General features: G+C 66.9%; 17 protein-coding genes. 9 read left to right on the top strand and 8 right to left on the bottom strand.

Going from position 1 to position 19171, the window contains the following annotated elements:
- Window position 1: 1 nt before the first annotated feature.
- Window positions 2–667: a TrkA family potassium uptake protein gene (locus ABZ293_RS08050; RefSeq protein WP_354950541.1), complete on the bottom strand. Its 666-nt coding sequence runs from the start codon at window positions 665–667 to the stop codon at window positions 2–4.
- Window positions 668–910: 243 nt separating this feature from the next.
- On the opposite strand from ABZ293_RS08050, the gene ABZ293_RS08045 reads away from it, so the two are divergent.
- Window positions 911–2899 carry an APC family permease gene (locus ABZ293_RS08045; protein WP_355178404.1) on the top strand — a complete coding sequence of 663 codons (1989 nt, stop codon included), beginning with the start codon at window positions 911–913 and terminating at the stop codon, window positions 2897–2899.
- The gene (locus ABZ293_RS08040; protein ID WP_355178402.1) at window positions 2896–4515 is read left to right on the top strand and encodes a TRAM domain-containing protein; all 1620 of its coding nucleotides are present in this window, start codon (window positions 2896–2898) and stop codon (window positions 4513–4515) included. The genes ABZ293_RS08045 and ABZ293_RS08040 overlap by 4 nt, the downstream gene beginning before the upstream one ends.
- Before the next feature lie 125 nt (window positions 4516–4640).
- Here the strand turns inward: ABZ293_RS08040 and ABZ293_RS08035 are convergent, their stop codons facing one another.
- From ABZ293_RS08035 to glsA, 3 genes are all read right to left on the bottom strand, one after another.
- Complete coding sequence (locus ABZ293_RS08035; RefSeq protein ID WP_354950547.1) at window positions 4641–5444, bottom strand: enoyl-CoA hydratase; 804 nt, start codon at window positions 5442–5444, stop codon at window positions 4641–4643.
- 49 nt (window positions 5445–5493) lie between these two features.
- A complete protein-coding gene (locus tag ABZ293_RS08030; RefSeq protein WP_355178400.1) occupies window positions 5494–6189 on the bottom strand; it encodes an SIMPL domain-containing protein in 696 nt (231 codons plus the stop codon).
- Between the two features lie 73 nt (window positions 6190–6262).
- Complete coding sequence (gene glsA / locus ABZ293_RS08025; RefSeq protein ID WP_355178554.1) at window positions 6263–8110, bottom strand: glutaminase A; 1848 nt, start codon at window positions 8108–8110, stop codon at window positions 6263–6265.
- Between the two features lie 221 nt (window positions 8111–8331).
- On the opposite strand from glsA, the gene dxs reads away from it, so the two are divergent.
- The gene (dxs, locus tag ABZ293_RS08020; RefSeq protein ID WP_355178398.1) at window positions 8332–10230 is read left to right on the top strand and encodes a 1-deoxy-D-xylulose-5-phosphate synthase; all 1899 of its coding nucleotides are present in this window, start codon (window positions 8332–8334) and stop codon (window positions 10228–10230) included.
- 29 nt (window positions 10231–10259) lie between these two features.
- Here dxs and ABZ293_RS08015 read toward each other — a convergent pair whose 3' ends face one another.
- Window positions 10260–10469 carry a CGNR zinc finger domain-containing protein gene (locus tag ABZ293_RS08015; protein WP_355178397.1) on the bottom strand — a complete coding sequence of 70 codons (210 nt, stop codon included), beginning with the start codon at window positions 10467–10469 and terminating at the stop codon, window positions 10260–10262.
- Between ABZ293_RS08015 and ABZ293_RS08010 the strand changes: the two genes are divergently transcribed.
- Window positions 10468–10620, top strand: coding sequence for a hypothetical protein (locus ABZ293_RS08010; RefSeq protein ID WP_355178395.1), 153 nt, complete (start codon window positions 10468–10470; stop codon window positions 10618–10620). The two genes, ABZ293_RS08015 and ABZ293_RS08010, sit on opposite strands and share 2 nt — an antisense overlap.
- A 270-nt stretch (window positions 10621–10890) precedes the next feature.
- Here ABZ293_RS08010 and ABZ293_RS08005 read toward each other — a convergent pair whose 3' ends face one another.
- Together ABZ293_RS08005 and ABZ293_RS08000 are read right to left on the bottom strand one after the other, a co-directional pair.
- A complete protein-coding gene (locus ABZ293_RS08005; RefSeq protein ID WP_355178393.1) occupies window positions 10891–12168 on the bottom strand; it encodes an HRDC domain-containing protein in 1278 nt (425 codons plus the stop codon).
- Window positions 12169–12190: 22 nt separating this feature from the next.
- On the bottom strand, window positions 12191–12829 hold the full coding sequence (locus tag ABZ293_RS08000) for a DUF3000 domain-containing protein (RefSeq protein ID WP_355178391.1): 639 nt from the start codon (window positions 12827–12829) through the stop codon (window positions 12191–12193).
- Window positions 12830–12960: 131 nt separating this feature from the next.
- Here ABZ293_RS08000 and hemE point away from each other — a divergent pair, with 131 nt between their 5' ends.
- Together hemE and ABZ293_RS07990 are read left to right on the top strand one after the other, a co-directional pair.
- The gene (hemE, locus tag ABZ293_RS07995; RefSeq protein ID WP_355178552.1) at window positions 12961–14025 is read left to right on the top strand and encodes a uroporphyrinogen decarboxylase; all 1065 of its coding nucleotides are present in this window, start codon (window positions 12961–12963) and stop codon (window positions 14023–14025) included.
- An 11-nt stretch (window positions 14026–14036) separates the two neighbouring features.
- Entirely contained in the window at window positions 14037–14633 is a 597-nt protein-coding gene (locus tag ABZ293_RS07990) for an AAA family ATPase (protein ID WP_355178389.1), read from the top strand.
- 41 nt (window positions 14634–14674) lie between these two features.
- On the opposite strand, the gene ABZ293_RS07985 is transcribed toward ABZ293_RS07990, so the two are convergent.
- Window positions 14675–15316 carry a TetR/AcrR family transcriptional regulator gene (locus ABZ293_RS07985; RefSeq protein WP_355178388.1) on the bottom strand — a complete coding sequence of 214 codons (642 nt, stop codon included), beginning with the start codon at window positions 15314–15316 and terminating at the stop codon, window positions 14675–14677.
- A 232-nt stretch (window positions 15317–15548) separates the two neighbouring features.
- On the opposite strand from ABZ293_RS07985, the gene ABZ293_RS07980 reads away from it, so the two are divergent.
- From ABZ293_RS07980 to ABZ293_RS07970, 3 genes are all read left to right on the top strand, one after another.
- On the top strand, window positions 15549–16352 hold the full coding sequence (locus tag ABZ293_RS07980; protein WP_355178386.1) for an SDR family NAD(P)-dependent oxidoreductase: 804 nt from the start codon (window positions 15549–15551) through the stop codon (window positions 16350–16352).
- A gap of 31 nt (window positions 16353–16383) precedes the next feature.
- Window positions 16384–17511, top strand: a complete 1128-nt coding sequence (locus tag ABZ293_RS07975) for a DUF5938 domain-containing protein (protein ID WP_355178384.1) — start codon at window positions 16384–16386, stop codon at window positions 17509–17511.
- Window positions 17512–17592: 81 nt separating this feature from the next.
- A complete protein-coding gene (locus tag ABZ293_RS07970; protein ID WP_355178382.1) occupies window positions 17593–19128 on the top strand; it encodes an AMP-binding protein in 1536 nt (511 codons plus the stop codon).
- Window positions 19129–19171: the final 43 nt, after the last annotated feature.

The following is a 19171-nucleotide window of genomic DNA, read 5'->3' as shown; positions in this document are numbered from 1 at the left end:
TTCAGTCCTCGCTTGCTGGGGGCTTACCGGCCAAGGCGACGGCCTCGCCGACAGAGCCGGAGGTCGCGGCGACATAGACGATGTCGTCGGCTTGGACCACGGTCTTGCTCTCGGGCAGCAGGCCCTGGCCGAACCGGATGATGAACGCGACCCTGGCGCCAGTGTTCTGCTCCAGATCGCGCACGGTACGGCCGTACCAGTCCTCGTGCAGGATCAGCTGGGCCACCGCGACGGTGCCCGTCGGATCGCGCCAGGTGGTGGTGCCGCCGTCGCCGATCAGGGTGGTCAGGAAGCGGTCGGTGGTCCAGGGCACGGTGGCGATGGTCGGGATGCCGAGACGCTCGTAGACGGCGGCGCGTTTGGCGTCGTAGATGCGCGCGACCACGCGCTGCACGCCGAACATTTCGCGGGCCACCCGCGCGGAGATGATGTTGGAGTTGTCGCCGGAGGAGACCGCGGCGAAGGCGTCGGCCCGCTCGATTCCGGCGCGGGTCAGCACATCCCGGTCGAAGCCGACCCCGATCACCCGCTCACCGGGGAAGTCCTCGCCGAGGCGCAGGAAGGCGCTTTGGTCCCGGTCGATCACGGTGACCTCATGGCCGACCCGGACCAGGGCGCGTGCCAGCGATGAGCCGACTCGTCCGCAACCCATGATCACTACGTACACCGTGCAACCTCGTTCCTGGAACCGTGTTCAATTGGCGGCACTCGGAGGACCTCCATGCTTATGCAAGCTTCCTCCTCCGGGCCATGAGCTCGCACTGCGGGGCGTTCGGTTTGCTATCTCCGGCATGGAACCGTACCCGTCAGATGTTCCCAAGCCCCAATTTCCCTTACTTGCGCCGACCAAACATACGGCCCCTGCCAGCCGGGGAAGCGCTCCACCCTGCGGGGATCTATGCTCGCTCCAGTGTCCAAGTTGACGACGGCAGCCAAACGTGTGCTGCTGGGCAGGCCTTTCCGTAGCGATGCGCTGGGCCACACCCTGCTGCCGAAGCGGATCGCGCTCCCTGTGTTCGCCTCCGACGCGATGTCCTCCGTGGCGTACGCGCCGGAAGAAATCTTTCTCGTCCTTTCAGCGGCCGGTATCTCGGCCTACGTGTACACGCCCTGGGTCGGTCTGGCCGTCGCATTCGTGATGGCGGTGGTGGTCGCCAGCTACCGGCAGAACGTGCACGCCTACCCCTCCGGTGGCGGTGACTACGAGGTGGCCACCACGAATCTTGGGCCCAATGCCGGGCTCACCGTCGGCAGTGCGCTGCTGGTGGACTATGTGCTCACGGTGGCGGTGTCGATCTCCTCGGCGGCGTCGAATATCGGGTCCGCGATTCCGTTCGTTGCCACGCACAAGGTGCTGTTCGCCGTCGTCGCCATTGTCGTGCTGACATCGATCAATCTGCGCGGCATCCGGGAATCCGGTGTCGCCTTCGCGATTCCGACCTATGCCTTCATCTTCGGCATGTTCGCGATGCTCGGATGGGGGCTATTGCGCATCTTCGTCTTCGGTGACGATCTGCGCGCCGAATCGGCGGGCTTCCAGCTCAATGCCGAGGACGAGCACCTCTACGGGCTGGCGTTCACCTTCCTGATCGCGCGGGCGTTCTCCTCCGGCTGTGCCGCGCTGACCGGTGTCGAGGCGATCAGCAATGGTGTGCCCGCATTCCGGAAGCCCAAGTCGCGCAATGCCGCGACCACCCTACTGATGCTCGGCAGCATCGCGATCGCACTGTTGATGGGCATCATCATCCTGGCCCAGAAGATCGGGATCGTGTACGCGCACAATGAATCCGACCTGGTCGGTGCGCCCGCGGACTACCACCAGAAGACGCTGATCGCGCAGTTGGCCGAGACCGTATTCCACGGATTCCCGATCGGGTTCTACTTCATCACCACCGTGACCGCGCTGATCCTGGTGCTCGCGGCGAATACCGCGTTCAACGGATTCCCGGTGTTGGGCTCGATTCTGGCGCAGGACCGGTACCTGCCCCGGCAGTTGCACACCCGTGGCGACCGGCTGGCGTTCAGCAACGGCATCCTGTTCCTGTCCGGTGCGGCCGTCGCGTTCGTGGTGGTGTTCGGGGCCGAAGTGACCAAGCTCATCCAGCTCTACATCGTCGGTGTCTTCGTCTCGTTCGTGCTCAGCCAGACCGGCATGCTGCGGCACTGGACCCGGTTGCTGCGCACCGAAACCGACCCCGCGCAGCGGGCCAGAATGATGCGTTCGCGGGTGATCAACGCGATCGGGCTCAGCGCCACCGGGACGGTGCTGGTCATCGTGCTCATCACCAAGTTCTTCGCCGGTGCCTGGATCGCGATCTGCACCATGGTGGCCATCTTCGTCGTGATGAAACTCATTCGTCGGCACTACGATTCGGTGTCCCGTGAGCTCGACGAGCACGAGTGGGACGGAGTGCTCCCGAGCCGCTCACATTCGATCGTGCTGGTGTCCAAACTGCATCTGCCGACGCGTCGGGCGCTGGCCTATGCCCGCGCCACTCGTCCGGACACCTTGGAGGCGGTGACGGTGAACGTCGACGAGCCCGACACCAGGGTGCTGGTGCGGGAGTGGGAACGCAGCGATATCACCGTTCCGCTCAAGGTGATCGAATCGCCCTATCGCGAAATCACCAAGCCGGTACTGGATTACGTCAAGCGGGTGCGCCGGGATTCGCCGCGCGATGTGGTGACCGTATTCATTCCGGAGTACGTGGTCGGACATTGGTGGGAGCAGATCCTGCACAACCAGAGCGCCCTGCGGCTCAAGGGCAGGCTGCTCTTCGAGCCCGGTGTGATGGTGACGAGCGTGCCGTGGCAGCTGACCTCGTCCGCGAAGGCCAGGCAGGCGGGTGTGGTGAACGCACCGGGCGCGGTGCGACGTGGGTACGGGGACCGAGGGTGACCGACTGGCGCGGAACGACTTTCGAGGTACGGCTCGGGCCGCCCGGGCACGGCGGATTCTGCGTCGCCCGGCATGAGGGCCGGGTCGTCTTCGTCCGGCACGGGCTGCCCGATGAACTGGTTCGGGTGCGGGTCACCGAGGACCGCGGCGGTTCGTTCTGCCGGGCCGATGCGATCGAGATCCTGGAGCCATCCCCGGACCGCATTCCGGCCACCTGCCCGGTCTCTGGTCCCGGCGGCGCGGGCTGTTGCGATTTCTCCTTCGCCACCCCGGCGGCTCAGCGCGCACTGAAGGCGGCGGTGGTCGCCGAACAGTTGCGCCGCATCGCCGGAATCGACCGCGATATCACCGTGCAGCCGATCGCTGGATATCCCGCCGATACCACCGGCGGCTGGCGCACCCGGGTCCGGTTGGCGGTCGACGCCAACGGCCGAGCTGGCGTGCACGGCTATCGCAGCACCGAGGTGATCACCGATCTGCGCTGCCCGCAACCTGTTTCGGGTGCGATGGACGGTATCGGCGATCGATTGTGGACGCCCGGTGCGGATCTGGTGATCGCGGTGGACGGCGATGGGATGCGGCATATCGTCGAGCTGGCCCCGTCGGCCCCGGCCGGTCGTGCAGAGCGGGGGGGTGAACGACCCGCGGTGCGCGGTGGGCGTGGCGGGAACCGGCGTGGTGCTGCCGATCGGGACCACCGTGGCGGGCGTCGTGGTGCGGGCCGGGGCCGGGACGGGCGTCGTGGTCGCGGCGATCGCAGCGGTGACCCGCAGTGGCGCGGCATCGATGATCGAGACGGCGGACATGATCGGTCCCGGGGTGATGATCGCGGCGGGGCAGGTCGGGATCATCGTGGGGAAAGGCCGTCACACGGCCGCGAGTGGGATCACGGTGACGATTGGAGCGGCGGTCACGGTCGGGCGCGCGGGATCGGCGATCACGGGGCCGATCAGCTCGGATCGGCGGAGCACGAGGGGGATCGGCGGCGGGCGTCTGCGCGGCGTGCGGCGGCGCATGCGGCGCGGGACGAGTGGGTGCTCGGGGGTAGCGGGCGGACGGTCGAGTATGTGGCCGGGCGACGGTGGGAGCTGTCAGCGACCGGATTCTGGCAGGCGCATCGCGGTGCGGCGCAATGCTATTCGGATCTGGTCGCGGGGTGGGCCGGACTCGGTCACGGGGAGCGGGCGTGGGATCTGTACAGCGGCGTCGGGGTGTTCGCGGCCCGGCTCGCCGACCAGGTCGGTCCGACCGGCTCGGTACTCGCGGTGGAATCGGCGCGGTCCGCGGTGGCCGACGGCGCCGCGGTCCTGCGGGATCTGCCGTGGCTGGACCTGCGTGCCCAGCGCGTCGAGCACTGGCTGGCCGAACACGCCAGCAGTGCCGCTCCGGATGTGGTTGTGCTGGATCCGCCGCGCGCGGGCGCGGGCAAGGAAGTCGTCACCGCGGTGACCACCAGCGGCCCGGTCCGCATCATCCATGTCGGTTGCGACCCGGCGTCTTTCGCCCGCGATCTCGGCCTCTACCAGGCAGCGGGCTACCAGCTCGCCGACCTGCGCGCCTTCGATGCCTTCCCCGCCACCCACCACGTCGAATGCCTCGCCCTGCTGGAACGCTGAACAGCGCCGGTCGCGATGCGGGCGGGAACTGCCCAGCCATCAAGCCGAAGACCGGTCGGTACCGGATCGCAACGGTGCTCGGGGGATTCGAAGAGGCTGGTCAGAGGCATCGGCCAGCGCTCGGCTCAGTCCTCGTAGACGGGTGGGCGGCGGTCGCGGCGTGCACGGATGGCCTCGTCGAAGTTCTCGGTGGTGAGGCGAACGTAGAGCTGGGACATGCCTTCATGCTGCATATGGGATTCGAAGCCGCTGGCCTCCATGCCGCTCCACAGCATGCGTTTGGTGAGTTCGGTGCCGACCCGGCTGAAGCTGATAATTCGTTCGGCCAGGTCATAGCAGGTGTCGAGGAGTTTGGCGGTCGGGACGGTGCGCGAGACCAAACCGATGCGTTCGGCCTCGACCGCGTCGATATCCCGGCCGGACAACATGATTTCGAAGGCGCGCGAGGCGCCGATGGCGCGCGGCAGCAGATAGCTGATGCCCAATTCCGCTGAGGTGAGGCCGTTATTGATCCCGGCGGCGCGAAAGTAGGCGTCCTCGCCCGCGATTCGGATATCGGTGGCGACGCTGAGACAGAATCCGCCGCCGATTGCCGCGCCGTTGATCGCGCCGATGACCGGTTGGTTCATCCGCCGCAGGGCGATCATCACATCGTTGAGCAGATCCATCGAGCGCCGGGCGACGCTGGTCTTGGTCAGCCCCTCGGTATTGGGCACCTTGCCCGCGCTCTGCAGGTCGGCGCCGGAACAGAAGCCTTCGCCCGCCCCGGTGAGCACCACGACCCGCACCTCGTTATCGGCACTGACCTCTTCGAGGGCCTGCCGCAGCGGGATCATCACATCGAAGGCCATCGCGTTCATTCGTTCCGGCCGATTGAGCGTGACCAGCGCGACCTGCGGCCGCGGTTTGTCGATGAGCACGAATGGCATGCGGACCCCTAACCAGACAGGTGAAGCCCTCACTATACCCAAGCAAGCGTTAGGTTAGAGGGTGAGTGAGATGCCAGGTCGCGCGGATGGTCGCCGAGATTTCGGATTCGCCGAGCTCGACCGGAACCGGAGCCCCGCCGAAGCCCTCGTTCATGGGGGCCGCCACCGCCATCAGCCGGGGCGCGGCAGGCACCGCGGAGGCGGTGTTCTCGGTGATCTCGACGACCGGTCCGAGGGTGCGCTGTGCGCGGCCCGCGTACTGCTGGGCCTTGGCGAGCGCGTTGTCCCATGCGGCATCGCGGGCCCGGGCGAGCAGGCTCTCCTGATCGGCGAAGCCGAGATCGAGCCCACCGAGGCGCACATCGTCACCACCCGCGTCGACGCAGTTGGCGATGATCGTGGCGGGGCCGGGATCGGCCGTTTCGCCGATATCACGCAGGACAACGGTGAGGTCGGTGGTCGCGACGTATCCGGTGATCTTGGAGCCCCCGCCCTCCACCCAGACCGTTTCGGCGCGCACCGACAGCCCGCTGGTGGCGATATCAGTGCCCGCAATGCCGTCGGAGCGCAGCGAATCGGTGACGGCGGCGACGCGCTCACCGGCCTGGCCGTAGGCGAGGGCGACCTTGCTGGCCCTGGTCTCGATGGAGATGGTGACCCGCATGAGATCCGGCGTGGCGCGAGCGGTGCCGTACCCGAAGGTAGTGACCGTGCCGGTGTCGTCGTCGGACTGCTTCTTGCTCACGGCGTCTCCTGACTTGATGGCTTCAGATGCGAAACGGTCGATGCCACGGAAATGTCCCCGGGCCACGGTCAACTCAATAGTCGCCGCCACGGACGGCGATCGCTCGCACCGCTGTGTGCATCTGTGCGTAGGCGCCCGCGGCGAGTCGTTCGAGCAGGGCAAGCTTGATCTGCGGCGCTTGTTCGGTGAGCGTGTCGAACCGCTCGGGGCGGAGCACCGCGACGCGGACTGCGGTTTCCGCGCAGACGTCGTTCACGAAGGGCGTACCGAGGAGCATCGGAACCTCGCCGAACGACATTCCGGCCGACAGGGATATCAGGCGAAGGGGGCGGGCATCGGTGCCTTCGAAGGTGATCCGGACTCGGCCCTCCAGGATCAGATACAGCCCTGAGCGTCTACTGCCGCGTTCGGCGATCAACTCGCCGCGTGCGATGGTGCGCACCTCGAAATCCTTGGCCAGCCGGGCCCGATCGTCAGGAGCCAGCGCGGCGAGTGCGGGATGGTCCTCGATCGGCAGTGACGTGCACGCGGGTTCGTCCTCGGGCCGGTGGTGTGCGAGGACGATGTCCTCGCACCATTCCGTAGCGGTATCGCGATCGACGAACACCAGCCCGCGCGGGTCGGCCGGATCCAGACTGGAGACCAGATGGCCGAGTTTGCCGTCCGGGTCGACGATGGCGACGCGGCAGCCAGCGGCGGCGAGTTCGGTCTGCAGGGCGTCGAGCATCTGCACCGCGATCGTGCTCACCTCGTCGACCCGGCGCAGGTCGACGACCAACGCCACTAGTTCCCGCGCCTGTTCCTCGATCTCGCGCACTGCCCGCTCCGCACCGGCGAACAACAGGTCGCCGTGCAGTTCGTAGACCCGCGCCCGGTGCCCGTGCGCGGCGAGCAGGTCCAATTCCTCGGTGGTGCGGCGCAATCGCGACGGCACCTCGGCCACCGAGTAGGCGGCGCGGATCGCGGTGCGCGCCGCTCGCGTGACGTGTAGGAAGTGCAGTTCGAGGCGTTGCGACAGGGCGCGGCAGGCGGTGACACCGCGCACGCTGTTGCCGTGCCGATCCAGCCGGGGAGAGTAGACGGCGATGCCGATCTGGCCGGGCAATACCGCCAGGATGCCGCCGCCGACACCGCTCTTGGCGGGTAGGCCGACGGTGGTCACCCAGTCGCCCGCGGCGTTGTACATGCCGCAGGTGGTCATCACGCTGAGCACGCGTTCGGTCAGTGCGGCGGTCAGGGCGCGTTCCCTGGTCAGTGGGTTGACTCCGTTATTGGCCAGCGTGGCCGCCATCAGCGCGAGGTCGCGGCAGGTGATATCGATCGAGCACTGCCGGAAGTACCGGTCGACCGCCTCGTCCGGATCGGATTCGATGATGCCGAACGAGCGCAGCATGTAGCCGATGGCGCGGTTGCGGAAACCGGTGCGCGCCTCCGAGGCGTATACCGCCTCGTTCATGGTGAGCACACGCCCGGCGAAGCGGGAGTAGCAGTGCCGGATGCGCTCGAATCGGTCGGCCGGGTCGCGGCCGGTGATCAGTGCGGCCGCGGTGATGGCGCCCGCGTTGATCATCGGATTGCGCGGGCGCTCGGTCACCGGGTCCAGGCTGATCTCGTTGAACGCGTCGCCGGAGGGTTCGACATCGATATGCTCGTCGACGGTCTCGATGCCTCGATCGGCCAGTGCGAGCGCGTAGGTGAAGGGTTTGGAGATCGACTGAATGGTGAACTCGGTGTTGACGTCACCGGTGCCGTAGACTCGTCCGTCCGCGGTGGCCAGGCACAATCCGAACGAATCCGGTTGCACCGCAGCCAGTTCGGGAATGTAGTCGGCGAGATCTCCGGAGTCGTCGGCGCGACAGAGCTGGTAGACATCGGTGACTATGCGCGCCACGACACCGGGGTCGACCGTTTGCGGAACCATCTGCTCGGGCAGGGCCACGGGTCCACTCTAAGCTGGGTAACGTTGACCGCGGTCGCCGGACTCGTCCGCCCGAGCGTGTCGTGGAATGGGCTGGCGATTCGTGTGGAGGCTCACACTTCTGCGCGAAGTCGGCTGGTGGCGGGCCGTTGTCGTGCGGTGGCACTGCAGCGGCTCCGTAGACTGATCGGATCAGATGCGCTATCCGGAGGGAGCGAGTTCACGTGGGAGTGCTTTCCCGGGTCGATACACCCGAAGACCTGCGACGGCTCACCGTTGCCGAATTGGGTGAACTGGCGGAGGAGATTCGCGAGTTCCTGGTGCAGAAGGTCGCCGTCACCGGCGGGCACCTCGGCCCCAATCTCGGTGTGGTGGAGTTGACCATCGCACTGCACCGGATCTTCGACTCGCCGGCCGACCCGTTGATCTTCGACACCGGGCACCAGGCCTACGTGCACAAGATCCTCACCGGCCGCAAGGATCAGTTCGACACGCTGCGTAAACAGGGTGGGCTGTCCGGCTACCCGAGCCGATCCGAGAGCGCCCACGACTGGGTCGAATCCTCGCACGCCTCGGCGTCGCTGTCCTATGCCGACGGCCTGGCGAAGGCGTTCGCGCTGACCGGTCAGAACCGGCATGTGGTCGCCGTGGTCGGCGACGGCGCGCTCACCGGCGGCATGTGCTGGGAGGCGCTGAACAATATCGCCGCCGCGCCGGATCGTCCGGTTGTCGTGGTGGTCAATGACAACGGCCGCTCCTATGCACCGACCATCGGTGGGCTCGCCGACCGATTGACCGCACTGCGCACCCAGCCTGCCTACGAGCACGCGCTGGACGCGGGCAAGCGGATTCTCAAGAGCATTCCGCGCGTCGGCGAATCCGCGTACTCGATGGTCCATGCGGTGAAGGCCGGGATCAAGGACGCGGTGAGCCCGCAGGAGCTGTTCAGCGACCTCGGACTGAAGTATGTCGGCCCCGTGAACGGACACGACACCGTCGCGCTGGAGGCGGCGCTGCGTCGAGCGAAGGACTTCGGCGGGCCGGTCGTTGTGCATGTCGTGACGCAGAAGGGGCGCGGATACTCACACGCCGAGAACCATGTCGCCGATCAGATGCACGCCTGCGATCCGATCGACCCGCTCACCGGACGCCCGCTCGGCGGGCCGAAGGCACTCGGCTGGACCTCGGTGTTCTCTCAGGAGCTCATCGCGCATGCGGAGAAGCGCGATGACATTGTCGCGATCACCGCGGCCATGCCGGGACCGACCGGCCTTGCGGCCTTCGGGGACCGGTTCCCGGAGCGGATGTTCGATGTCGGCATTGCCGAACAGCATGCGATGGCCTCGGCGGCCGGACTCGCCCTCGGCGGTATGCATCCTGTGGTGGCCATCTATTCGACGTTCTTGAACCGCGCGTTCGATCAGTTGCTGATGGATGTCGCGCTGTTGAAGCAGCCGGTGACCGTGGTGCTCGACCGCGCCGGCATAACCGGCCCGGACGGCGCGTCGCACAACGGGATGTGGGATCTGTCCGTGCTCGGAATCATCCCGGGTATGCGCGTTGCGGCCCCGCGCGATGCGGCGACGCTGCGTGAGGAATTGGCCGAGGCGCTGGCGGTGAGCGACGGACCCACCGCCATTCGGTTCCCGAAGGGCAGTGTGGTCGAGGATATTTCGGCCGTCGAGCGGCTCGATGGGGTCGATGTGCTACGGCTGCCCGAGCGTGAGGGTGGCTCTGCCCGAGCGCAGCGCGGTGATGTGCTGCTGGTCGCGGTCGGGCCCTTCGCCTCGACCGCGGTGGAGGTGGCGGATCTGCTGGAGCCGGAAGGTATTTCGGTCACCGTCATCGACCCCCGGTGGGTGCTGCCGGTCTCGGATACCGTGGTCAAACTCGCCGAAAACTACCGTCTCGTGGTGACTCTGGAAGACGGCGGTCTGCACGGTGGCATCGGCTCCACCGTTTCCGCTCGGCTGCGCTCCGCGGGGCTGGATGTTCCCACCCGCGATCTCGGTGTGCCCCAGCAGTTCCTGGATCACGCCTCGCGCAATCAGGTGCACGAGGAACTCGGTCTGACCGCTCCCGATATCGCCCGCCGCATCTCCGGCTGGCTCGACGCGAGCTGAGCGCACGGCGCACATCCGGTTCCGATTAGTCAGCGTGCGGCGTTACGACAATGCGACGCACCGACTTTCACCCGGATCCCAGAGGCATCCGTAGAGCACCAGGTGCGGTCGCGGTTGCGGGAGTGGTCGTAGAAGGCCCAGCGGCAGCTGGGTTCTCGGCGCGACCAGGTGCCTGCCGCGACGGCGGTGGCGACATCCGTCGGCAGGAGCGTCACCCCGGCGCACGACAATTCGTCCATGCAGGTCTTCCTGCATGCCGACGGCAGCCGCTTCGTCCGGATCTGCGACACACTGCCGCATGAGCTCGCGCACGCGTTCGGCGCGAGCATGCAACACGGGCTGTCGCTGCTCGAGCAGACCGTGGAGCGTGCAGTCGCGGCCGAGCAATGAGGGCATTGCCGCTGGCGCGGTGCGGGCGAATCGCCGGGGGCACTCGGCTAGTGACGCACCGCACGATCCGACTCCGATCGCGTAACGCGCTCGCCTGCCTGGGCGTGGTCCGGGGTGCCGAGTGGCCGGTGGCGGCACTCGTGAATTGTGGGCCGCTACCTTTCCCGTCGGCGACAGCGCATCAGCAATCGACGCTAGGTAGATGGTGGCTGCGAAACCGCCGATCCACTCGTCTCGACGACGTGCCCACTGGCTGAAGCGGGTCGTGGGCTATGCGTCGGGTGTCGGCGTAAGAGCGGCCGTAAGCACGGGAACCGCGAGTTCACGCTGCCAAGGCCGGGCGCCACCCGATTTCAGGAACCCATCGATCGCGGCCGAGAGATCCGCCGCATCGCCGACTCGGTCGTAATCCGGCAGCCCGTCCCAGCACAATCTGCGCACCAGGTCGGGGGAGAGCAGATTCTCCACCGGGATCGCGTATTCGGTGGACAGCTCACCCATTGCCGCGCGCGCCCTGGCCAGTCTGGCCGCGGCCGCGGGGTCGCGACGCTCCCACCGGTTCACCGGCGGCGGTCCGTCGAACGGTTGGGTCAAGGGTGGCAGTTCGGTATCGGGCAGGCCGCGGCCGCGGTCGACAGCTGCGAGCCAGTCGCGGGAGTAGCGGCGCTGGCGGGGTCCGCCGAAGACCGGGAGCGTGCGCAACTGGGCGATGGTGCGCGGTTCGGCATTCGCGGCGGCGATGATCGCGGCGTCCGGCAGGATGCGGGCGGGTGCGACGTCGCGGGTGCGGGCCAGGGTGTCCCTGGTGTTCCACAGTTCGCGCACGATCGCCAATTGGCGGGTGCGGCGCAGGGTGTGGATGCTGGAGGTGCGCCGCCACCGGTCGGCCTTCGGCGTACTGGGTTCGGTGATCCGGACGTGCTCGAATTCCTGTGCCGCCCAGTCGGTCTTGTGTTGGGCCGCCAGCGAGGCGGCCACCTCGTCGCGCAGCTCGAGCAGCAATTCCACATCGAGGGCCGCGTAGTTCAGCCAATCCTCGGGCAGCGGCCGCGTGGACCAGTCGGCCGCGCCGTGACCCTTGCGCAGGGCGCGGCCGAGCAGTCGCTCCACCATCGCCGCCAGTCCGACGCGTTCGAAGCCGGCCAGCCTGCCGCCCAATTCCGTATCGAACAGGCGCGCGGGCCGCAGTCCGAGTTCGGCGAGTCCGGGCAGATCCTGGTCCGCCGAATGCAGCACCCATTCCAGTTCGTTGATCGCTTCGGCCAGCGGTGCGAGTGCGTCGGTGACCGGGATCGGATCGATCAGGAAGGTGCCCGATCCCGCGCGCCGCAACTGGATGAGGTAGGCGCGGGCCGAGTACCGGAATCCGGAGGCGCGCTCGGCGTCCACGGCCAGCGGTCCGGTGCCCGCGGCGAGGCGGGCGGCGGCATCGGCGACCGCGGCGGCGGTGACGAGCACGGGAGGCACACCTTCGGCAGGCACGAGCAGTGGTTCGGCTGTGCTGTCTTCGGCTGTGTTGCTCGGTTCGGACTCGTCTGCTACCGACATAAACCTGAACTTTACGTGGCGATCAGGTGTGGTCGTTGCTGGTATAGGACTCCGGCAGCAGATGTGTGATTCCGGCGGGCGGCAAACCGGCCGCATAGGCGAGTACTTCGCAGAAGCCTTCCACATGCGGGCGCATCTCGGTGGTCATCGCAGTCCAGGAGGCGCGCAGTTCCAACTGGTGCGCGCGCGGGGGTCCGGCGATATCGCCGTAGCGCACCGAACTGGTGGAGGTGACGGTGCCGCCGAGCGCGGTGAACGGCTCGCCACGGGACTCGAGCGCGTCGACCAGCCAGCTCCAGGCGACCTCGGGCAGCAGCGGGTCGGTGGCGAGCGCGGCATCGATATCGGCCTGGATATAGGCGACCAGACGGAATACACCGTGCCAGGCATCGTCACCATCGGGATCGTGCAGCAGGATCAGCCTGCCGAAGGCATCGCCCTCGGAATCGACCGGTACCACAGTGGTTTCGGGATGTGTGACTTCCGCGCCTAGTGCATAGGAATACGGTGCCAGGCGTTGTGGGGGGCGGATCGGTGCCAGCTCGATTCGAGGGTGCACAGTTGCGGTACCCATCGCATCGACCGCGGCGCGAAACTGAGCTGGCTCGCCGTTGGGTCCTTCGGTCGGTGCGGCTCCGTCGCGAAAGTCGAGCGGTGTCACGCAAACGACGGTAGACCCTGTGCGCCCGGGGTGGTCGGAGGCGCGCCGGATTCCCGCTCCGAGCGGGCGAACATCGCCCTTCCGTGACCCGGCACCCGGCCGCGCGGGGGCGGGGCGCGAGCCCGCATACGATAGCGGTGATGAGCACTCACACCCGCCGCCGGTTGACCGATGCCCCGTTCCTGGCCGCCGCCACCGGCGCCGAACCCACCCGTCGGCCGGTGTGGTTCATGCGTCAGGCCGGACGGTCGCTGCCCGAGTACCGCGAATTGCGCAAGGGCATCGGGATGCTCGAGTCGTGCTTCGATCCGGAGCTGGTGTGTGAGATCACCATGCAGCCGATCCGGCGTCACGGTGTCGATGCGGCGATCTTGTTCTCCGATATCGTCGTTCCATTGAAGGCCGCGGGCATCGACCTCGATATCGTCGCCGGTGTCGGGCCGGTGATCGCATCGCCGGTGCGGACCATCGCGGATGTGCGGGCGCTGCCTCGGCTGCGGTCCGAAGAGGTGGGCGCGGTTACCGACGGCGTGCGGCTACTGACCGACGCGCTCGGCGAGACGCCGCTGATCGGATTTGCCGGTGCGCCGTTCACGCTCGCGTCGTATCTGGTCGAGGGTGGTCCGAGTAAGAACCACGAGCGCACCAAGGCGATGATGCACGCCGATCCGACGACCTGGCACGAACTGCTCGGCGTCCTGACCGATATCACCGTCGCGTTCCTGCAGGCGCAACTGACTGCCGGTGTCGACGCGGTGCAATTGTTCGATTCCTGGGCCGGGGCGCTGTCGCTTGCCGACTATCGCGAATTCGTGCTGCCGCATTCGGAGCGGGTCTTCGCCGAGGTTGCCGCGGCCGGTGTGCCCCGGATCCACTTCGGGGTCGGGACCGGGGAACTGCTCGGTGCGATGGGTGAGGCGGGCGCCGATGTCGTCGGTGTCGACTGGCGGGTACCACTGACCGAGGCGGTGCGCCGGGTCGGACCGGGAAAGGCCTTGCAGGGCAACCTGGATCCCGCCGTGCTGTTCGCCGGATCCGCCGCGATCGAGGCCGAGGCGCGGCGCATCGCGCACGAGGCCGATGAGGCGATCACCATGGGTGCGGCCGGTCATATCTTCAACCTCGGGCACGGTGTGCTGCCCGAAACCGATCCGGGTGTGCTCACCGCGCTGGTGCAACTCGTTCACGAACTGTGACCTAGCTGGTCATGGGCGCGGATCCGCGACCGAGTGGCCTACCCCTGTCCGCGCCGCCGGGCGAGCCCAGTCCGGCGATCGAGGAGATCGTCGGTCTGGTCGCGGCCGGTGCAGCGCGACTCGGATCGACGCGGCTGGTGGCGGTGGACGGGCCGGGTGGGGCCGGAAAGTCAACGTTTGCAGCGTCTTTGGCGGCGCGGTGTGATGCGCGGGTCGTGCACACCGACGACTTCGCCAAGGGGAACAATGAGCTCCCGTGGTGGCCTCGGCTCGAGCAACAGGTGCTCCAGCCGATCGCCAATGGACGTGCCGGTCGATATCAGCGCTACGACTGGAACAAGCGAGCCCTGGCCGAATGGCACGACGTCGCGCCCGGGAGCGTGCTCGTCCTCGAAGGCGTTTCCGCGGCCCGGGCCGCCGTCCGCGATCGATTGACCCTGGCGGTGTGGATCGACACCCCACGCGCAGTGTGTCTGGCACGCGGACTCGATCGCGATGGTCCGCACACGCTGCCGCTGTGGGAGCGGTGGATGGCCGCCGAAGACACCCACTTCGCCGCCGATCGCACTCGTGACTATGTGGACCTGATCATCTCGGGTGAGGTTTGACGATTCCGTAGACGAAAGCCGACGCGCCGCAGCGGGACCGGCTAGGGCCTGCCCTGTCCGACCACCACATCCAGCAGACCCGCGGCCTCGGTGCGGAGATTGTCGGCGGCATCGACCTGCCCGGCGAGTTTGTGCAGCAGTGCCTGTTGGAACAGGCCGTCGAATATGGCGTAGGCCGTGGTCGAGGGGATCAGGAGAGGGCGACCGGACAACTCGGCAAAGCGGTCCACGACGTTGCGGATCATCTCCTCGCGGTGACTGTCGATCTCGAGCACGTCATCGCGGAAGGACTCCTCGAACAGACTCTGGTTGCGCAGGTCGTACCAGAGCCGGTGCAGCGGTGCGTCGGCGTCCAGGGTGGTCGCCATCGCCGTGCCGAAGTCCTTTCGTAGCTGTTCGGCCGTTGTCGCGGTGGCGACGATGTCGTCATAACGGGTGACGCACACCTGCTCGTACTGCCGCACCGCGTGGGTGATCAGCTCGACCTTGTCGTTGAAGTAGTAGTGCAGCACCCCGTGGGTGAACTCGGATTTCTGTGCGATCTCTCGCAAGCTGGTGCGTGCGTAGCCGAGTTCGGCGAGGGTGTGCAGGGCCGCGGCGGCCAGCTGAGCACGCCGCTCGCCGAACTTATCGACCTGTCGGCGCGCGATGCGATTCCGCCTGGTCTCGACGATTTCGGTCATCGTGGCTTCTCTCCGTCATCGCATCCGCATCTTGTGAATTCGCTCAGTGTATCGCGGTACCGGAATCAGGCGACCGGCTGGTTTGACGATTGTGTAAGAAAATCTTGACGACTGTCACGGAAAATCTTGACGGTTGTCAAGAACGCGAGCACACTGTGATCCACGTCGCATCGGGTTGGAGTGCCGGATGAGACCGAAAGCCGAATGGACCATCTCGAGGAGGAGATGCCCGATGAGTGGGTACAACCTGACCGGGCGCACGGCCCTGGTAACTGGCGGCGCGCGAGGGCTTGGTGCCGGAATGGCCGAGGCACTGGCCCGTGCCGGGGCGGCGGTCGCGATCGGCGACGTGCGCGAGGATCTCGGCAAGGACACCGTCGAAGCGTTGCGGGCGACCGGTGCGACGGCCGAATTCGTGCCCCTCGATGTCACCGATGACGCGCGTTGGGCGCAGGCGGTCACCGACACTGTCGGCGCACTGGGCGGCCTGGACATCGTGGTGAACAACGCCGGAGTCGAAATCACCAGCCTCGTTGTCGATCTCGATCCGGAACAGGTGCGCCGGATGCTCGAGGTGAATGTGCTCGGCACGGCATTGGGTATCAAACACGCGTTGCGCGCGATGCGGCCGGGCGGTGCGGCGGGCCGGGGTGGTGCGATCGTGAACATTGCTTCGGTCGCCGCAACGATCGCCTTTCCAGGCATTTCGGTCTACTCGGCGACCAAGTCCGCGGTGGATCGGCTGACCAGGGTCGCGGCGATGGAGTCCGGCAAGCTCGGCTACGGCGTGCGCGTGAACTGTGTCTACCCCGGACTCGTCCCGACCGAGATGGGTGCCCAACTCGCCGACGATGTCGCCCGGATCGGATTGTTCCCCAGCGCGGAAGCCGCCGTCGGCGCGGTGGTCGAGCAGACCCCGCAGGGGCGCCTCGGTGAGGTCGCCGATATGGCCGACGCGGTGGTCTTCCTCGCCTCCGACGCCGCTCGGTTCATTACCGGCGCGGGTCTGCCGGTCGACGGCGGCATGGGCATGTGAGTTTCCGAGACAGCGAAAGGTTCGAGATCTGATGAGTACCGATAAGCCCGTCGTCGTCTACGGCGCATCCGGATACACCGGCCGACTGGTGTGTGAATACCTGCGCGAGTTCAATATTCCGTTCATTGCCGCGGGCCGGGACAAGTCCCGGCTGCAAGAGGCGGTCGACAAGATTCCCGGCATCGACACCGTCGAGCACGAGGTCGTCGAAGTCGCACATGAGGTCGGGCCACTGACCGAGCTGTTTCGCGGCGCCGCCGTTGTCTGCAATACCGTCGGCCCGTTCTCGCAGTACGGACATGAGGTGGTGCGGGCCTGTGTGGCCGCGGGGACCCACTACCTCGACACCACTGGTGAACAGGATTGGCTGATCGACTGCGATGAGCAATACGGTGCCGAGATGGCCGCGCAGGGTCTGCTGCTCGCACCCGGAGTCGCGCAGATGTACACCACGGGGGAGATCGCCGCGAATATCTGCCTGGAAACCCCGGGCCTGGACACACTCGATATCCAGGTCTTCTGGAAGGGCTTCCCGACGGTCGCATCCACGAAGACGATTCTGGTCAATGCCGCGCTGTCCAAGGCCTACTACCTCGAGCAGAACCAATATGTGGAGTGGCCCGCGGACGCTGGACTCTACGACGTGGTGGTGCCCGGACAGCATGAGATCGGGCTCGCACTGCCCTGGGGCGGCACCTCACATCCGGTGTGGTTCAAGCGCGATCCGCGGGTGGCGAATGTAAGGGTGCTCGGTGGTGTGTTCAACCGGCCGTTGATGCAGGGTGTGCCGCAGATCGTGCAGGCGGTCGTCGAACAGGTGAAAGACCTTCCGGCGCAGGAGAAGTACCGCGTCCTCGCCGAACAGGCCGCCCTGGTCCGGGACGAGATGCCGCCGCGGGAGAATCCGCGCATCAATACCTCGCTCGATTCCGTGCACGCGTCCGGACCGCTGGCCCGTGCCCACTGCGTGATCTACGGGAATTGCAACTACAAGCAGACCGGTCTGCTGCAGGCGTTTGCCGCGAACGCGCTGCTGCAGGCACCGCCGAAACGAACCGGGTTCGCTTCGGCGTGCCAGGCATTCGGCCATCGAGAACTGCTCGGCGTGCTACGCGGTTTCGGACTGGTCAGTGAACCGGTACTAACCGTGCATCGTTGATCGCGCCTCGGACCATGGGTGGCCGGAGCTGCCCGTGGTCCGAATCGGCCGTTCCCGCAACAGCTTCCGTAGAGGATTACCGTGCGTTTGACCGACTATCTCGACAAGGGCGCCTCGCTCGGCGCCACCGCACCCTGCCTGACCATGAACGGGCACACGCTGACCTATGCGCAGGTACAGCAGTTGTCCTGGCGGATCGCTCGCGCGCTGGAGCGATCCGGGGTCCGGCCCGGCGAGCGGGTCGCGATCCTGTCAGCGAACGACACGCTGGCCTTTGCGTGTGTTTTCGGCATCGCCCGTGCCGGAGCGGTGTGGTGCCCGATCAATCCCCGCAACGAGGCCGCGGAGAATCAAGAGCTACTCGACCTCTTCGACTGCACCTGCCTGATATTCCAAGCCGCCTTCGCGCCATTGGTTTCCGCCATCGCACCGCGGCTGCCCATGCTGCGGACGCTGGTCTGTACCGACGGAAATATCGCAGGGGCAGCATATTTCGACGACTGGGTGCGGGACTGTCCGGCCGATCCGTTGGAGGTCGAGCCGATCGACGAACTCGCCATGCTGGTCGGCACCGGCGGTACAACCGGACGACCGAAGGGTGTTCGGCTCACCGGTCATAATCTCGAGACGATGACCGCATTGACCCTGATGAGTTATCCGTTCGAACATCGGCCCCGCTACCTGGCGTTGGCGCCCCTCACCCACGCCGCGGGCGTCCTGTGTTTTCCGATCCTGACCCTCGGCGGTGAGATCGTCGTGATGCCCACCCCGGATCTCGGTGAATTCCTTACGCAGATCGAGCGGCACCGGATCACCCATACCTTCCTGCCGCCGACGCTGATCTACATGCTGCTGGATCATCCTGCGTTACCAACCGCGGATCTCGGTTCCCTGCAGTGTCTTTGGTACGGAGCGGCCCCGATGTCGGCGGCCCGGCTGGCGGCGGCGCTGGAGCGGATCGGACCGGTCATGGGTCAGCTGTTCGGACAGTCGGAGGCGCCCATGATGGTCGCCACGCTGGCGCCGAAGGATCACTTCCGCCCCGACGGCTCGATTGCCACCGAACGACTGTCATCGGCTGGACGACCCACCCCGCTCACCCGCGTGGCCATCATGGACGCCGAGGGCCGTCTGCTCCCCGCCGGTGCGCGCGGCGAAATCGTGGTCCGGGGCCCGCTGGTCATGGCGGGGTATCACAAGAATCCGGATGCGACTGCCGAGGTGTCGCGCTACGGCTGGCATCACACCGGAGACATCGGCTACCTGGATGCCGACAACTACCTTTACATCGTCGACCGGGCCAAGGACATGATCATCAGCGGCGGATTCAATGTGTACTCCGCCGAGGTCGAACAGGCGCTGCTGACCCACCCGGCGGTCCAGGACTGCGCGGTCATCGGACTTCCCGACGATAAGTGGGGCGAGCGGGTCACCGCCGTCGTCCAATTGCACATCGGGCGCACCGCTACCCCCGACGAACTGCGCGAGCACACGAAGGCACGTCTCGGCGGGGTGAAAACTCCCAAGCAGGTGGAGATCTGGCCTGACCTGCCGCGCTCGAAGATCGGCAAGGTGCTCAAACCGGAGATTCGGGCACAGTTGCGTGGCGAGCGCTGACCGCGCCCCCACGGTGTCGGCCCGGCGATCGTGCGCTCGGTCA

Source organism: Nocardia sp. NPDC005998 (assembly GCF_040614395.1).
Classification (GTDB): Bacteria; Actinomycetota; Actinomycetes; order Mycobacteriales; family Mycobacteriaceae; genus Nocardia.
This window is presented reverse-complemented; position numbering and strand designations above follow the sequence as displayed.

Excerpts from the sequence above, each read along its gene's own strand:
- ABZ293_RS08035 (WP_354950547.1), bottom strand. The coding sequence starts at position 5,444 with ATGCCATTCGTGCTCATCGACAAACCGCGGCCGCAGGTCGCGCTGGTC.
- glsA (WP_355178554.1), bottom strand. The coding sequence starts at position 8,110 with ATGGTTCCGCAAACGGTCGACCCCGGTGTCGTGGCGCGCATAGTCACC.
- ABZ293_RS08010 (WP_355178395.1), top strand. The coding sequence starts at position 10,468 with ATGCAGGTCTTCCTGCATGCCGACGGCAGCCGCTTCGTCCGGATCTGC.
- ABZ293_RS08015 (WP_355178397.1), bottom strand. The coding sequence starts at position 10,469 with ATGGACGAATTGTCGTGCGCCGGGGTGACGCTCCTGCCGACGGATGTC.
- ABZ293_RS08005 (WP_355178393.1), bottom strand. The coding sequence starts at position 12,168 with ATGTCGGTAGCAGACGAGTCCGAACCGAGCAACACAGCCGAAGACAGC.
- ABZ293_RS07990 (WP_355178389.1), top strand. The coding sequence starts at position 14,037 with ATGGGCGCGGATCCGCGACCGAGTGGCCTACCCCTGTCCGCGCCGCCG.
- ABZ293_RS07985 (WP_355178388.1), bottom strand. The coding sequence starts at position 15,316 with ATGACCGAAATCGTCGAGACCAGGCGGAATCGCATCGCGCGCCGACAG.
- ABZ293_RS07980 (WP_355178386.1), top strand. The coding sequence starts at position 15,549 with ATGAGTGGGTACAACCTGACCGGGCGCACGGCCCTGGTAACTGGCGGC.
- ABZ293_RS07975 (WP_355178384.1), top strand. The coding sequence starts at position 16,384 with ATGAGTACCGATAAGCCCGTCGTCGTCTACGGCGCATCCGGATACACC.